Annotated in this window: 23 protein-coding genes; 4 read left to right on the forward strand and 19 right to left on the reverse strand. The window is 45.1% G+C overall.

Annotated features, from left to right (window positions below):
- Nucleotides 1-40: 40 nt before the first annotated feature.
- From FYJ39_RS09250 to FYJ39_RS09325, 16 genes are all read right to left on the reverse strand, one after another.
- On the reverse strand, nt 41-226 hold the full coding sequence (locus tag FYJ39_RS09250) for a type Z 30S ribosomal protein S14 (protein WP_002566501.1): 186 nt from the start codon (nt 224-226) through the stop codon (nt 41-43).
- A gap of 16 nt (nt 227-242) precedes the next feature.
- Nucleotides 243-782: a 50S ribosomal protein L5 gene (gene rplE, locus FYJ39_RS09255; RefSeq protein ID WP_154472187.1), complete on the reverse strand. Its 540-nt coding sequence runs from the start codon at nt 780-782 to the stop codon at nt 243-245.
- Between the two features lie 23 nt (nt 783-805).
- Nucleotides 806-1,111, reverse strand: coding sequence for a 50S ribosomal protein L24 (gene rplX, locus FYJ39_RS09260; RefSeq protein WP_178257733.1), 306 nt, complete (start codon nt 1,109-1,111; stop codon nt 806-808).
- 12 nt (nt 1,112-1,123) lie between these two features.
- Entirely contained in the window at nt 1,124-1,492 is a 369-nt protein-coding gene (gene rplN / locus FYJ39_RS09265; protein ID WP_054347302.1) for a 50S ribosomal protein L14, read from the reverse strand.
- A gap of 24 nt (nt 1,493-1,516) precedes the next feature.
- Nucleotides 1,517-1,771, reverse strand: a complete 255-nt coding sequence (gene rpsQ, locus FYJ39_RS09270) for a 30S ribosomal protein S17 (protein WP_178257732.1) — start codon at nt 1,769-1,771, stop codon at nt 1,517-1,519.
- A 189-nt stretch (nt 1,772-1,960) separates the two neighbouring features.
- Nucleotides 1,961-2,164, reverse strand: a complete 204-nt coding sequence (gene rpmC, locus FYJ39_RS09275) for a 50S ribosomal protein L29 (protein WP_178257731.1) — start codon at nt 2,162-2,164, stop codon at nt 1,961-1,963.
- Nucleotides 2,154-2,591, reverse strand: coding sequence for a 50S ribosomal protein L16 (rplP, locus tag FYJ39_RS09280; protein WP_154472188.1), 438 nt, complete (start codon nt 2,589-2,591; stop codon nt 2,154-2,156). Before rplP ends, rpmC begins: the two co-directional genes overlap by 11 nt.
- Nucleotides 2,591-3,247 (reverse strand): 30S ribosomal protein S3, encoded by a 657-nt coding sequence (rpsC, locus tag FYJ39_RS09285; protein WP_154472189.1) that lies wholly within the window; start codon nt 3,245-3,247, stop codon nt 2,591-2,593. The genes rplP and rpsC overlap by 1 nt, the downstream gene beginning before the upstream one ends.
- A gap of 9 nt (nt 3,248-3,256) precedes the next feature.
- Nucleotides 3,257-3,643, reverse strand: a complete 387-nt coding sequence (rplV, locus tag FYJ39_RS09290; RefSeq protein WP_154472190.1) for a 50S ribosomal protein L22 — start codon at nt 3,641-3,643, stop codon at nt 3,257-3,259.
- 29 nt (nt 3,644-3,672) lie between these two features.
- A complete protein-coding gene (rpsS, locus tag FYJ39_RS09295) occupies nt 3,673-3,957 on the reverse strand; it encodes a 30S ribosomal protein S19 (protein ID WP_154472191.1) in 285 nt (94 codons plus the stop codon).
- A 19-nt stretch (nt 3,958-3,976) separates the two neighbouring features.
- On the reverse strand, nt 3,977-4,822 hold the full coding sequence (rplB, locus tag FYJ39_RS09300) for a 50S ribosomal protein L2 (RefSeq protein ID WP_154472192.1): 846 nt from the start codon (nt 4,820-4,822) through the stop codon (nt 3,977-3,979).
- Nucleotides 4,823-4,942: 120 nt separating this feature from the next.
- Nucleotides 4,943-5,242 (reverse strand): 50S ribosomal protein L23, encoded by a 300-nt coding sequence (rplW, locus tag FYJ39_RS09305; protein WP_154472193.1) that lies wholly within the window; start codon nt 5,240-5,242, stop codon nt 4,943-4,945.
- On the reverse strand, nt 5,242-5,862 hold the full coding sequence (gene rplD / locus FYJ39_RS09310) for a 50S ribosomal protein L4 (protein ID WP_154472194.1): 621 nt from the start codon (nt 5,860-5,862) through the stop codon (nt 5,242-5,244). Before rplD ends, rplW begins: the two co-directional genes overlap by 1 nt.
- 28 nt (nt 5,863-5,890) lie before the next feature.
- Nucleotides 5,891-6,526, reverse strand: a complete 636-nt coding sequence (gene rplC, locus FYJ39_RS09315) for a 50S ribosomal protein L3 (protein WP_154472195.1) — start codon at nt 6,524-6,526, stop codon at nt 5,891-5,893.
- A gap of 242 nt (nt 6,527-6,768) precedes the next feature.
- Entirely contained in the window at nt 6,769-7,086 is a 318-nt protein-coding gene (rpsJ, locus tag FYJ39_RS09320; RefSeq protein ID WP_002566515.1) for a 30S ribosomal protein S10, read from the reverse strand.
- Between the two features lie 369 nt (nt 7,087-7,455).
- On the reverse strand, nt 7,456-8,814 hold the full coding sequence (locus FYJ39_RS09325) for a cell wall-binding protein (RefSeq protein ID WP_154472196.1): 1,359 nt from the start codon (nt 8,812-8,814) through the stop codon (nt 7,456-7,458).
- Between the two features lie 247 nt (nt 8,815-9,061).
- Between FYJ39_RS09325 and FYJ39_RS09330 the strand changes: the two genes are divergently transcribed.
- Nucleotides 9,062-9,922 (forward strand): class I SAM-dependent methyltransferase, encoded by an 861-nt coding sequence (locus tag FYJ39_RS09330; RefSeq protein WP_154472197.1) that lies wholly within the window; start codon nt 9,062-9,064, stop codon nt 9,920-9,922.
- A gap of 82 nt (nt 9,923-10,004) precedes the next feature.
- Here FYJ39_RS09330 and FYJ39_RS09335 read toward each other — a convergent pair whose 3' ends face one another.
- Nucleotides 10,005-10,898, reverse strand: a complete 894-nt coding sequence (locus FYJ39_RS09335) for a S8 family peptidase (protein WP_178257727.1) — start codon at nt 10,896-10,898, stop codon at nt 10,005-10,007.
- A gap of 730 nt (nt 10,899-11,628) precedes the next feature.
- On the opposite strand from FYJ39_RS09335, the gene FYJ39_RS09340 reads away from it, so the two are divergent.
- From FYJ39_RS09340 to FYJ39_RS09350, 3 genes are read left to right on the forward strand one after another with little or no spacing between them, the layout of a single operon-like run.
- Entirely contained in the window at nt 11,629-12,393 is a 765-nt protein-coding gene (locus FYJ39_RS09340; RefSeq protein ID WP_154472198.1) for an EFR1 family ferrodoxin, read from the forward strand.
- 12 nt (nt 12,394-12,405) lie between these two features.
- A complete protein-coding gene (locus FYJ39_RS09345; protein WP_154472199.1) occupies nt 12,406-12,900 on the forward strand; it encodes an alpha/beta fold hydrolase in 495 nt (164 codons plus the stop codon).
- The gene (locus FYJ39_RS09350; protein ID WP_154472200.1) at nt 12,897-13,100 is read left to right on the forward strand and encodes a hypothetical protein; all 204 of its coding nucleotides are present in this window, start codon (nt 12,897-12,899) and stop codon (nt 13,098-13,100) included. Before FYJ39_RS09345 ends, FYJ39_RS09350 begins: the two co-directional genes overlap by 4 nt.
- Nucleotides 13,101-13,576: 476 nt before the next feature.
- Here the strand turns inward: FYJ39_RS09350 and FYJ39_RS09355 are convergent, their stop codons facing one another.
- Both FYJ39_RS09355 and yajC read right to left on the reverse strand, forming a co-directional pair.
- Nucleotides 13,577-14,194, reverse strand: a complete 618-nt coding sequence (locus FYJ39_RS09355) for an HAD family hydrolase (protein ID WP_154472201.1) — start codon at nt 14,192-14,194, stop codon at nt 13,577-13,579.
- Nucleotides 14,195-14,269: 75 nt separating this feature from the next.
- Entirely contained in the window at nt 14,270-14,551 is a 282-nt protein-coding gene (gene yajC, locus FYJ39_RS09360) for a preprotein translocase subunit YajC (RefSeq protein WP_154472202.1), read from the reverse strand.
- Between the last annotated feature and the right edge of the window lie 17 nt (nt 14,552-14,568).

Here is a 14,568-nt window from a genome sequence, read left to right on the forward strand (position 1 = left end):
CGCAGTAAACACGTGAGAGACCTCATTCAGTGCTCAATGCCTACCAGCTAGCTTTTTTAACGCCGGGAATCTGGCCCTTGTATGCTAACTCACGGAAACAGATACGGCAAATGCCATATTTTCTTAAATAAGCATGTGGACGGCCACAGATTCTGCAGCGGTTGTACTCTCTGGTGGAGAACTTAGCAGGACGCTGCTGTTTAATCTTCATTGAAGTCTTAGCCATGAAAGTTTCCTCCTAACTATTTTGCAAACGGCATATTGAATAGTGTCAAAAGTTCACGAGCTTCTTCGTCAGTCTTAGCAGTGGTAACGAAGATGATGTCCATACCTCTTACCTTATCAATTTTATCGTACTCAACCTCAGGAAAGATTAACTGCTCTTTGATACCGAGAGCATAGTTTCCTCTGCCGTCAAAAGCGTTAGGATTAACACCTCTAAAGTCACGTACACGTGGAAGAGCCAGGTTAATCAGGCGGTCTAAGAATTCATACATTCTCTCTCCCCGCAGAGTTACCTTACAGCCGATAGCCATGCCCTCACGAAGCTTGAAGTTTGCAACAGACTTCTTAGCCTTTGTGGTTACAGCCTTCTGGCCGGAGATGATTTCCAAATCTCTCACAGCAGAGTCCAGGACCTTGGCATTTTCCTTTGCTTCGCCTACGCCCATGTTAATAACAATCTTATCCAGCTTCGGCACCTGCATAACATTTTTATATCCGAATTTTTTCATCAGAGCGTCAACTATCTCGTTCTGATATTGTTCTTTTAATCTAGCCAATGTTTTTTCCTCCTCTCCTGAAATTAGTCAATCACTTTGCCGGTTTTCTTAGCCACGCGAACCTTCTTGCCGTCTTTCACCTCAAAGCCGACTCTGGTTGCCTTGCCGTCAACGACCAGCATTACATTGGAGATATCAATGGGAGCCTCCTGATTAACGATTCCGCCCTGTGGATTGCCAGGAGCCTGCTTTGTATGCTTGGTAATCATGTTGCAGCCCTGAACCAGAACCTTATTCTTCTTTGCATTAACAGATATAACCTTACCCTGCTTATCTTTATCCTTACCTGCGATTACGACTACTAGGTCGTCCTTTTTGATTTTTTGCACAGTTATACCTCCTTACAGTACTTCCGGAGCTAAGGAGACAATCTTCATAAACTGTTTGTCTCTTAATTCTCTCGCTACAGGCCCAAAGATACGTGTTCCTCTTGGAGTCTTGTCGTCCTTGATCACTACTGCTGCGTTCTCGTCAAATTTGATGTAAGAACCATCCTTACGGCGTGCGCCCTTAACAGTACGAACGACTACAGCCTTTACAACATCGCCCTTCTTTACAACACCGCCTGGTGTTGCATCTTTAACGGAAGCAACGATGATATCACCGATATTTGCATATCTTCTGGTTGAACCGCCTAACACACGGATGCAGAGAAGCTCTTTTGCACCAGTATTATCGGCAACCTTAAGTCTTGTTTCCTGCTGAACCATACCTGTTACTCCTTCCTGGTCTAATTATCTTGCCTTCTCAATCACTTCAACAAGTCTCCATCTCTTATCCTTGGACAACGGTCTTGTTTCCATTACTTTCACTATATCGCCGATACCGCATTCGTTTTTCTCATCATGAGCTTTTAACTTAACGGTCTTTTTAACAATTTTACCGATTACAGGATGTTTTACATGGTCTTCGATAGCAACTACGATCGTCTTATCCATTTTATCGCTAACCACTTTACCGGTACGGGTCTTTCTTAAATTTCTTTCCACGGTAGTTTAAATCTCCTTTCCACTCTGTATTAGCGGGTATGTTCACTCCTGCATATTCGTGGAAGCTATCTCCTTTCTTCCTTCGGAGTATCTGCTTGCACACCAGACTCGAAACGTATCATCAAGCGTTTCATGCATCATGAACGGCGTTCGCGCTAGGCTCGAAACTACCTCACTAAGCGCTCACAGTTATGCATTCGCCTTTTCAGCGATAACAGTCTGAATTCTGGCAATATTCTTGCGAACGTCCTTAATTCTAGAGGTGTTATCTAACTGGTTGGTTGCATTCTGGAATCTTAAATTGAACAGTTCCTTCTTCGCAGCTACTAACTCTTCATTCAGCTCGTTTGCTGACTTAGCCTTTAATTCTTCTACAAATTTACTAGTTTTCACTGTTATCACCGCCTTCTAAATCTGCTTTGGAAACAATCTTACACTTGCATGGCAGCTTGTGCATAGCAAGACGAAGCGCCTCTCTCGCTGTTTCCTCTGGTACGCCAGCGATCTCAAACATAACACGGCCTGGCTTTACAACCGCTACCCAGTACTCCAGAGCGCCCTTACCGGAACCCATACGGGTTTCTGCCGGCTTTGCTGTTACAGGTTTATCGGGAAAGATCTTAATCCAGACTTTACCGCCACGCTTGATATAACGGGTCATGGCAACACGGGCTGCCTCAATCTGGTTTGATTTAATCCAGCATGGTTCAGCAGCAACTAAACCAAATTCACCGTTGGTAATCTTATTGCCCCTTAACGCTTTTCCGGCCATAGAGCCACGAAACTGTTTACGACGCTTAACTCTCTTAGGCATTAACATTATTTATCGCTCCCTTCCTTGTTTCCCTTAGTAGGAAGTACCTCGCCCTTGTAGATCCAAACCTTAACGCCAATTTTGCCGTAGGTTGTATCTGCCTCAGCGAAGCCATAGTCAATATCTGCTCTTAATGTCTGAAGCGGGATTGTCCCCTCGCTGTAGAATTCGGTACGTGCCATATCAGCGCCGCCCAAACGCCCGGCCACAGCCGTTTTGATGCCCTTAACGCCAGCTTTCATGCTTCGTCCCATAGTAGACTTCATCGCACGGCGGAAAGAAATACGGTTCTCCAGCTGCTGGGCGATAGACTCAGCCACAAGCTGAGCATCTCTGTCTGGCCTCTTGATTTCTTTAATATCCACAAACAGCTTCTTGGAGGTCAGCTTCTGAACCTCTTTCTTCAGCTTCTCAATTTCAGCGCCGCCCTTACCGATTACAACGCCTGGCTTTGCCGTGTAGATAATCACCTTCACTCTGTCAGACGCGCGCTCGATTTCGATTTTGGAAATACCGGCACTGAACAATCTCTTTTTCAGGAACTTTCTGATATTGTAATCTTCAACCAGGCAGTCAGCAAAATCAGCTTCTGCGTACCACTTGGAATCCCAGTCTTTAATAACACCCACTCTTAAGCCGTGTGGATTAACTTTCTGTCCCATATTTGCCTCCTATCTCTCATTCAGAACAACAGTGATGTGGCTCATTCTCTTTTCGATCCTGTAAGCGCGTCCCTGAGCTCTCGGTCTCACTCTCTTCATTGTAGGGCCCTGATTAGCGTAACACTCCTCTACATATAGCTTTGCCGAATCCATACCGTTATTGTTCTCAGCGTTGGCCACTGCTGATTCCAGCAGCTTCTTAACTAAGCTGGAAGCATATCTGGGACTGTAAGTTACAATACCAAGTGCAGTCTGCACATCTTTGCCTCTAATGGCATCCAATACGAAACAAGCCTTCTGGACAGATACCCTAGCGTAAGACAAGGTTGCGCTTGGTCTGGTGTCCTTCTGGGCATTTCTCTCTCTCTTAATTTGGGATCTATGTCCTTTTGCCATCGGTAAAACCTCCTTTCAATCTACCTTACTTACCTTCTCACGCCGGATTTCTTTTCGTCTTTACCATGACCTCTGTAGGTTCTGGTTGCTACGAATTCGCCCAGTTTATGTCCTACCATATCCTCGGTTACATATACCGGAACGTGCTTTCTGCCGTCATGAACTGCGATTGTATGACCAACCATCTGCGGGAAGATTGTTGAACGGCGGGACCAGGTCTTGATTACCTGCTTCTGTCCTGCTGCATTCATAGCATCAACTTTCTTTAACAGATGCGCATCTGCAAATGGTCCTTTTTTCAGTGAACGAGCCATGTGTTCTTAACCTCCTTAATTATTTGATGGTTTTTCCATCACGTCTTCTTACGATCAACTTGTTTGACTGCTTGTTTTTCTTCCTGGTCTTCAGACCCAGAGCAGGCTTGCCCCATGGGGTGCATGGACCCGGACGTCCGATACCACACTTGCCCTCGCCGCCACCATGAGGATGGTCGTTAGGATTCATTACAGAACCGCGGACAGTAGGTCTGATACCCATATGACGCTTTCTGCCAGCTTTACCAATGTTGATCAGGGAGTGTTCTCCATTGCCCACAACGCCAACCGTTGCCCGGCATATAATTGGAACCATTCTCATTTCACCCGACGGCAGACGGAGGGTGGCATACTTGCCCTCTTTAGCCATCAGCTGCGCTGAATTACCGGCAGACCGAACCAACTGGCCGCCCTTGCCAGGATATAACTCGATGTTGTGCACCTGGGTACCTACAGGGATGTGGTACAGGGGCATGCAGTTTCCTACCTTAGCCTCTGCTGTATCGCCGCTCATAACCTTCATTCCGTCGGTTAAGCCCTGAGGAGCCAGGATATATGCCTTTTCACCATCTGCATAGCAGATTAAGGCGATATTGGCGCTTCTGTTCGGATCATACTCAATTCCGACAACTGTTGCCGGAATGCCATCCTTTGAGTTTCTTTTAAAATCAATCAGTCTGTATTTCCTTCTGTTGCCGCCGCCTCTGTGACGAACGGTGATTTTACCCTGATTGTTACGACCAGCATTCTTGCCCAGAGAGACTAACAGCGCCTTCTCCGGAGTCTTTTTGGTGATTTCCTTGAAATCAGAACCGGTCATATGTCTTCTGGAAGGTGTATAAGCATTATACTTCTTAATTCCCATGACATTTTACTCCTTTTCTTTTCTTTTCACGGCATTTTTTAAACTGCCGTATAAGTTCTCCGCCCTTTACGGTAGCCGGGCAGGTTGTTCGCTCAAAACCAGAAAGACCTCTTTAAGTGCTTACAGCCCCTGGAAAAGTTCTATCTCCTTGCTGTCCTCGGTCAGCTTCACAATCGCTTTCTTGGTAGCCGCGGTTCTTCCTAAGGTTGTTCCTCTTCTCTTAACCTTGCCAATGCTGTTCATGGTGTTCACCGAAAGCACCTTGGTGCCTGGAAACATTTTCTCAACAGCTTCTTTGATCATAGACTTGTTAGCGTCTACATGAACCATGAATGTATACTTCTTATCCGCCATGGCATTCATACTCTTCTCAGTAATAACCGGTTTTAAAATGACGTCATAGTACTTGATATCTGCCATTATGCGTACACCTCCTCAATGGATGCAACAGCAGCCTTGGTAGCCACTACTGTGTTGTACTTCAGAATATCGTATACATTGATGGTAGATGCCTGAGCCGTCTTAACATCCGCCAGGTTTCTTGCCGACAATACGGTATTCTGATCATTATCAGCCAGAACGACCAGGGCCTTGGATACCTTTAAGTTGTCCATAACTCCCCGGAACTTCTTAGTCTTAATCTCGTCAAACTTCAGCTCATCTACTACGATGAACTTATGCTCCTGAACACGGCTGGTCAGAGCAGACTTAAGAGCAGCTCTCTTCTCCTTCTTGTTCAGCCTGATCGTATAATCTCTCGGCGTTGGAGCAAACACTACACCGCCGCCCTTCCACTGGGGTGATCGGGTTGAGCCCTGTCTTGCATGACCGGTTCCCTTCTGTCTCCAGGGCTTTCTTCCGCCTCCGGAAACCTCAGAACGCGTCTTTGCCTTCTGTGTTCCCTGACGCTTATTAGCAAGCTGCGCAACGACTGCAAGATGTACCAGATGTTCGTTTATTTCAACACCGAACACCGCATCGTTCAGCTCTAATGTGCCAACTTCCTTACCTTCCATATTGTAAACAGATACGTTTGCCATCTGTGTGTTCCTCCTTTCCTATAAAAGCTTACCTTTCAACCTTAACGGTTTCCTTGATCGTTACCAGGCTCTTCTTAGGACCTGGGACGGCGCCCTTAACCAGAATCAGGTTATTCTCGGCATCCACCTTGACAACCTCCAGATTCTGAATGGTAATCCGCCTGCAGCCCATGTGTCCAGGCATACCCTTCCCCTTGAACACGCGCCCTGGCGTAGTAGCGGAACCATTGGAACCCTGATGGCGATGGAACTTGGAACCATGTGCCATAGGCCCTCTGTGCTGTCCATATCTCTTGATAGCGCCCTGAAAGCCTTTACCCTTGGAAATAGCAGTTGCATCAATCTTATCGCCTGCCGCGAAGATATCTGCCTTAATCTCATCCTTTACGGAATACTCTTCAGCATTCTCCAGCTTAAGCTCTCTTACATATCTCTTGTAGGAAACTCCGGCCTTATCAAAATGGCCTTTCTGCGGCTTATTGACCAGCTTCTCTCTCTTGTCAACGAAACCAACCTGCACTGCTTTGTAGCCATCGTTCTCCGCAGTCTTAACCTGAGTGACCACACATGGGCCTGCCTGAAGCACGGTTACCGGAACTAACGCGCCAGTCTCATTGAAGATCTGGGTCATTCCGACTTTTGTTGCTAAAATCGCTTTCTTCATTGTCTTACCTCCTGTTTCATGATCTACAGCGGAATGCTTTCACATTCATCCTAGAACAGCCAAATATACGTGGAACACTATAAACCGCCTGGCGGCATGTTGATTCCTCACAGGAAATGTAGTGTTGCTTCTATATCTAAACCCTTCAGGATATAAACATTTTCTTAACTGCATCTCCTTCCTGTTCAGGTAGGAAACGCAAATTCTGCCACGCTGCCTTTGCGCAGCCTTTCTGCCGTCTGTTATTTCGTTTTCATCTTGATGTCAATGTATACACCAGCCGGCATTTCCAGTCTAGACAGCGCGTCAACTGTCTTCTGACTTGGAGCAGTAATATCGATGAGCCTCTTGTGAGTCCTCTGCTCAAACTGCTCTCTGGAATCCTTATACTTATGCACAGCACGCAGAATCGTTACAACCTCTTTTTTGGTTGGCAACGGCACCGGTCCGCTCACCTGTGATCCTGTCTTTTTTACAGTCTCAATGATCTTACCGGCTGACTGATCTACTAACTGATGATCATAAGCTTTTAATGTGATTCTCATTACTTGACTTGCCATAAAAAAAGTCGCCTCCTTTTCGCACTTTCAAACCAAGTACGACAAGCGGTGACTGTACACGTTCCCGTGTGTGTCCTAATGAACACCACACTGACTCTGCCCTTAATCCTGCAGTATCTTTAATTTGGTACAGTGACTTGTCGCCAGTTTTCTAACTTGACATTCGCTCCACGGAAAACCTGCCTCAAATTGAGGTCAGCAACCTCACGCTTCAATGCTATCATGCCACAGCTTCGTTATAATAGCATAGATTCCTAAAATATTCAAGTCTTTTTTAATTTTTTATATTATCTTTTTAAAGGTGATGGATGAGCAAAAAAAGAGAGACCTTTCATTTTTGAAAGTCTCTCCCAATAATCCCTTCTATAATCACTCCGTAAAGTAGGGCTCAACCGGTTCCGTAATATAGGACCCAATGTCCGAACTGCCGTCTGCTTTTGTCAGTATGCCGCTGCTATTGGTAGTTAGCGCAACTCCGTCGCTGTTTTTAACTGTTTTCCCCTTCATTACCTTGCCGGAGGAATTCACTACATAGTTGCTGCCGTCTACCCGGTAGCATACGTATTTCTGTCCGTCTGTAGCCTTCTGAAGTTTTCCTTTATAATACAGATAGCTATCCTTTACCCCGTTATATCCCCGGCCATTATCCTGAAAATAGAAATCTGACTTGTTGCCATCATCCTCCGTGATTTTCATCTTGCCCTTCTGCACACAGCTCTTCTCTCTGCTGCCAAAATAGTAGGTCGTCCAATCCTTCTCTCCGGAACCTGTGTACACCTTCTTTAAACCATACACCGGATTGCCAAGATGATTGAACAGATAGGACTTGCCGTTCAGTTTCACAATATCGCTGGCTCTAAGCTGCTCTGAATCAGACGCCCTGGGCTTGCCGCTGTTAGTAAAGTAAAACCACTCTACAGCCTCTTCATAACCGTTGAGCTCCTCAGGCGGCTCTATGGAATACCAGCCGATTTTGGCTTTTCCATCAGCCCCAAAATACATAAAATCCTGAATCGAGTCACTGCTGTTGGAGTGGACATTCTTCCATCCGGTCTGCATTGCCCCATTTTCATCGAAGCAGTAATATACACCGTCAATTTTTCTGGCGCTGTATTCTGTATCGGAGTTCTCAGGCGAATACTTCTTGCCATTGGAAGCAAAATAGAACCAGTATTTCCCATCATTATCAGTATAGCTGTCAATGCCCGGCGTCACATAGCTGCTGCCTCTCTCATCCTCGTCAGGAAGCTCCAGCTTTTGCCACCCGGTTCTCATGACGCCGTCTGAGCCGGTATAGTACATATTGTCCAGAATCCAGCCTGTCTCCATACGGCCGTCATCATCAAAATGATACCATTTGTTATCTATCTTCTTCCAGGCATCCGTTATGACCTTGCCGCTGCTTCCAAAATAATACCATTCATATTCATCTGCCGCATTGCCAGGCAGCTTCAGCCATTTCTCTGTGAGCATAATGCCATTGCTGTCCACATAATAATCAGAATCAACCCATGCGTTAACAGCCATCACTCCGTCTCCATCCAGGTAACGCCACTGGTTGTCATTTCCTTTCTTCCAGGCATTATATACTCGATTGCCATTGGAATCGTAGTACGCCCAGCTGCTGCCTGATTGAGCCCATCCTTCTGCCGCCATGGCAGAGAGCGTAGCCGTACCTAAGGACAAAGCCGCTGCCAACGCCCACACTGCCGCTACATGTTTTTTCATATGCTCAGCTCCTCTTTCCATCTGCTCTCACACAACCATTCTCTCTGCAGAGCATGGTTATCCTGTGATATATTGTATCAAGGCTTATCTAAATTAGCAACCAAATATATCTTTCAATTTAATTACAATTTGGGGAAATGCTTCCTTTTTCAAAAATCCCTTCTGCACTTGACGGTTACGAGGAAGTTAGACTATACTCTGTATTATAGGAAAATATGAATTTGATCAGAAATGAGGTTTATATATCATGTGGCTTGCCAGCAAATGGAAGGATTATGAAGTGATTGACTGCTCCAAGGGAGAGAAACTGGAGCGCTGGGGCGCCTATCTTTTAGTCAGGCCTGATCCCCAGGTTATATGGGACACGCCCAGAACCCACAAGGGCTGGAAAAAGATGCACGGCCACTACCACCGAAGCAGCAGAGGCGGCGGAGAATGGGAGTTTTTTGACCTGCCCCGGCAGTGGTCCATTGACTATGAAGGCCTCACATTTAATCTGAAGCCCTTCAGCTTTAAGCATACTGGACTTTTTCCAGAACAGGCTGCCAACTGGGACTGGTTTGGAACAAAAATCCGGGAAGCAGGAAGGCCTGTGAAGCTCCTGAATTTGTTCGCCTACACGGGAGGAGCAACTTTGGCCGCGGCCAAGGCAGGAGCCAGCGTAACCCATGTTGACGCATCCAAGGGTATGGTAAATTGGGCCAGGGAGAACGCCCAGTCCTCTGGTCTGGGTAACGCCCCTATCCGCTGGATTGTAGAGGACTGTGTCAAGTTTGTGGAGCGAGAAATCCGCAGAGGAAACCTCTACGACGCAATTATTATGGACCCTCCATCCTACGGAAGAGGCCCCAAAGGGGAAATCTGGAAAATTGAGGATTCCATCCACCAGCTGGTTAAGCTGTGTACGCAGCTGCTGTCGGATACTCCTCTTTTCTTCCTTATTAATTCCTACACTACCGGTCTGGCTCCTGCTGTTCTTTCTTATATGATAGGCGTGGAAATCCTTCCTAAATTCGGCGGCCAGGTACAGGCTGAGGAGATAGGGCTTTTGGTAGCTCGTACCGGACTGGCACTGCCCTGCGGAGCCTCCGGACGCTGGGAAGCCTGACAAATAACAACCCATGCCCGGCTGAACCTTAGCTTCTTAGCTCTTAACTCAGCCGGGCAAGCTATCCTCCACATTTCAGGCTTCATTCAGCCAAAAGCCGTCCCACATCCAGCTTTCCCCAGCCCTGCTGGTTATGAGGAAGGCCAAGATTTACCGCCCTCTCCCGAATGTGCAGCTTTACATCTTTATTGCTCATCTTCGGATATTTTTCTAATAAAAGAGCAATCGCCCCAGATACCAGGGGCGTCGACATGCTGGTGCCTGATTTTGAAAAGTACTTTCCAGGCTCATTACAGCAGCTTATGATTCCTGAGCCGGGGGCTACAATATCCGGTTTACATATACAGGCCACTGTAGGACCTCTTCCAGAATAGTCCACCATGCGGCTTCCCATGACCTCCACTTCCTTGTGGTCATCTGAACAGCCCACTGTAATTACCTTACGGCTGATACCGGGAGTCGTGATGGTCATGCGGCCTGGTCCATGGTTGCCGGCTGCTACCACCACAACCAGCCCGTCATCCCAGGCTGCATTTACCCCCCTTACCAAAATAGAATTTTCCGTCATGTCTCTCCGTGACAGGGAGCCTACAGAAATATTCACAATTCGAATACCGTACTCCTTCCTATGCTCACGAATCCATTTTAAGCCCGACAGCACATCTGAGGCATATCCATTACCTTTGTTATCCAGCACCTTTACGGAGATCAGGCTGCACCCAGGGGCCACGCCCCGATAGAGCCCCTCCGACGAACGGCCGCTACCCCCTATTATAGCTGCTATATGGGTTCCGTGTCCATTGTCATCATAGGGAACCTGTCTGTGGTTTACAAAGTCTGCAAACCCTGCGACTCTATCCTTAAAATCCTCATGAAGATAAATACCAGTGTCAAGGACCGCGACCCCCACACCCCGGCCTGTAATCCCCATGGAATATACTTTCTCACAATTAATCTCTATCCTTGCCTGATTCACATCACCGTATTCTCCTTTTTTTATTAGCATATTCCCGGAGAACAGATTCCGTTCCACAACAGACAGCCAGGTCCGTACCAATGGCAGCCTTTAAGAGCTTTTGAATCTAAAATTTCGAAAGAATTTCTGCATTACTATTTATAAATTTTTTTGTTCATTCAGCATTTTGTAAGAAAAATTACGCTTCATTACATTTACCTGACTTTCATTGAAATTCGAGTCGATCTGTGTTATATTCATACCAGTCAGAAATGACGCAGCCCGGACTGCTTCCTAACGTCACGTTATAGCAGTCCGGGTATCCCCCAGACATATGGACAAAGCCAGCTATAGCTTTGAAGGATACTGAGCATTATTGCCAGTATTTTTTTGAAATCCTGTAAAATGCAGATAATTATAAGGATTGCTGAAGAAACACTGAAAAATCAGGCTTATAGACAGCTGCTGACAAGGTTTGCAAGATTAAATATGAAATTTATAGAAAAGCACATCAGAAATGGTGTGCTTTTCTTGTCAAGCGCCTGTTTGCAATGCTTGTACGTTTAATCAAGAGTCATTCCACTCACCCTATCAAAAAACAGTCTTAGAAGATATGCCAGTAATTAAGTTTTTAGCATTGATTCTCTGGACTAATGTTGAAATAGCCGCAGAAAGTAATATAATGGTTAATATATATTCGTTGTTTCCAATAAGCTGAGCCTATATTATAAAGGAAGGAGAAAGAAGGATTATGAGTGTGGGGATATATACAATATATTTTAGTCCAACTAGGGGAACCGAAGCTATAGTTAAACTACTTGCAAATGAATTTGGGAATTATAAGGAAATTGATTTGTGCAATCCAGAAATTGAGCTTAAGCAAAGCTTTACAAAAGAGGATATTTGTATTATTGGAGTTCCCTCTTATGGAGGAAGAGTTCCTGCAGCCGCATTACAAAGAATGCAGCATTATACAGGAAATCAGGCAAAAACGATATTAGCAGTGTCTTACGGAAACAGGGCCTATGAAGATACGCTTAAGGAATTACAAGAATACTTAACAGCCAGAGGCTTCTGCTGTATCGCAGCAATTTCCGCTATTGCCGAACATTTTATTATACGTCAGTTTGCAGCAGGCAGACCAGACCAAAACGATAAAAAACAGCTAATTGAGTTTTCAAAACAAATATTAAACAAACTCAACCAATCCGCAGAATATGAAGCTTTAAGCCTTCCGGGGAATAAGCCGTACAGAGAATATCATGGAGTTCCATTAAAACCGAACGCCAGTAAAAATTGTAAAGAATGTGGATTGTGTGCAAAGCTATGCCCAGTTGGCGCAATCTCAATAACTGAGCCCAAAAAAACCAATCATGATTTATGTATATCATGTATGAGATGTGTAGCTATTTGTCCTGCTAAGGCACGAACAGTCAGTCATTTAAAATTAAAACTTGCTTCAAAAAAAATGGAAAAGGTCTGTTCACAACGCAAAGAAAACGAGCTTTTTATCTAAATAAATCCCCTGATGTGCCAAGCACAGCAGAGTCAAGGACGGACTTTCATTAAAATTTATGGGGTGCAGACAGAAAATTTAATTGATTTTCTGGGACATGGAAAATCCGATCGCTTACATGAATTTCCTGCTGACTTATGGTTTTATGAAGCACAGCAAGTGATTGCCTTTCTGAAAGAGAAGCACTTTTCAAATGTTGATATTATCGGTAGCAGCGGAGGCGCTTTAGTAGCTATCAACGTAACCTTAGAAGCGCCTCAGCTTATATCCAAAGTAATTGCAGACAGTTTTGAGGGCGAGACGCCATTAAAACAGTTTACGGAACATGTAGTTGCGGATAGAGAGCTTTCTAAACATAACGAAGAAGCTAAATCCTTTTATCAGTATATGCAGGGACATGATTGGGAAAGTGTAGTTGATAATGATACTTCTTTGTACGTCACGACAAGGAAATCGGCCGGTTCTTTCATAAGGATTTACACAAATTCCAACCTGATATTCTTATGACCGGCAGTAAACAGGATGAGTTTATCAGCAGTATTTCCCCCTTCTATTTTGAAAGGGTTTATAAAGAAATGCTTGAAAAAATTGGACATGGAAGGATGTATTTATTTGAAACTGGAGGGCACCCCGCTATGCTTTCAAATCCCGATGAATTTTATACCATAAGTATAGAATTCTTGCATTCTGGTCATCCTCTTTCATAACCAAACGGCCATATGGCTCTCTCCCAATCTGGTGCGTATCGTTAAGTACATGCATAAAGCCCAAGCCGAGGGGATACGCCAGCCGATCTTTAAAGGACTGCGCTTCGATCCGGTAGCCAAAGACTGTGTTAAAAAAGCATGATCTGTCCTGGCCCCTCTGACAGTCAACCCATGCCCAATATTGTTAAAATGGTACTTTTCATAACGGTCATTACATCCTTTTCCGTATCTGTGAAACAGGGCCGTGGAAGTATTGGGGTTTATAATCTGAAACATAATAAGAGAAAAATTTTTAAGAAATTCTTAATAATCTATTCAAGGAACATTCAAACATTCTAGGAAATTGCATGCTATACTAAGTACATAAGAGATGCACGAATATTTACAACTATCCTTCAACCCTTTTTGAAAATCCGAAATCCTAAGAAAGCGCTCCGTACCAGAGGTACGGAGTTTTTTCTATGTAATACCTGGAGCTATCTTCCACTCAATCCCTTTAATACTTCTTTTAACCTTGACACATCTCCATCTTCAAAGCAATATCCCTCCATGCCGCAGTCCCTTCCTCCCTGGACATTGACCTCCAAGTCATCAATAAAAAAGCACTCTTCCGGCTTCAAAGCAAACCGGTTAAAGAGATGGATATAAATTTCCTTCTGGGGCTTTAAGCATTTTACATCTGCAGAGAACAAAATTCCGTCAAAACATTCAATCGCCGGAATGATGTTCTTATAGCAGGAAAGCAGGCGGACGGAAGCATTGGAGCAGAGATAAATTCCATATCCGCTGTTTTTCAGCTCTCTTACGACCTTTTCCATTCCTGGCTTGGCTGTCATATTGTACTCATGCCAGTGCCAGAAACACTGGTCTGCCAGCTGGCGCTTTTCCTCCGTATCCAGACGGGAGCGCATTTTCCTAAGCCCCTCCTCCTCTGAAATAACTCCCATATCCAGCAAAATCCATTCCGGGGATACGAATACAGCTGTGGCCACCTCCTTTGCCAGCTGCTCATCCTGTGTGAAAACTCTGCACACCTTGTCCCCTACATAATCCACCAGCACATTTCCCATATCAAAGACAATGTTTTTAATCATATTTTCCTCCTGCATGCGACTAGCCTGTATGTAAAAATTAAAAACCCGGGACTTTTTGCCCGGGTTACACGCCGCTTATGCTTCCGGTTTTTCAACCTGGACAATAGCGGCCTTCTGCATCGGAATACGGCAGTTCTTATTACTGCCGAACTCCACGATCACGGTATCATCCGTCATATCAATGATAACGCCGTAGAATCCGCTGCTAGTCAGCACAGTATCGCCTATTGCCACGCTTCGAAGCAGCTCCTGCTGCCTCTGCTTCTCCTTCTTCTGAGGACGAATTGCCATAAAGTATAGCATACCACCCAGAAGAGCAATATAGAGAATCCAGAAAATAGGACTACTTGTATTCATGCTTACTTCCTCCTTCA

The organism is Clostridium porci (genome assembly GCF_009696375.1).
In the GTDB taxonomy this organism is placed as follows: domain Bacteria; phylum Bacillota; class Clostridia; order Lachnospirales; family Lachnospiraceae; genus Enterocloster; species Enterocloster porci.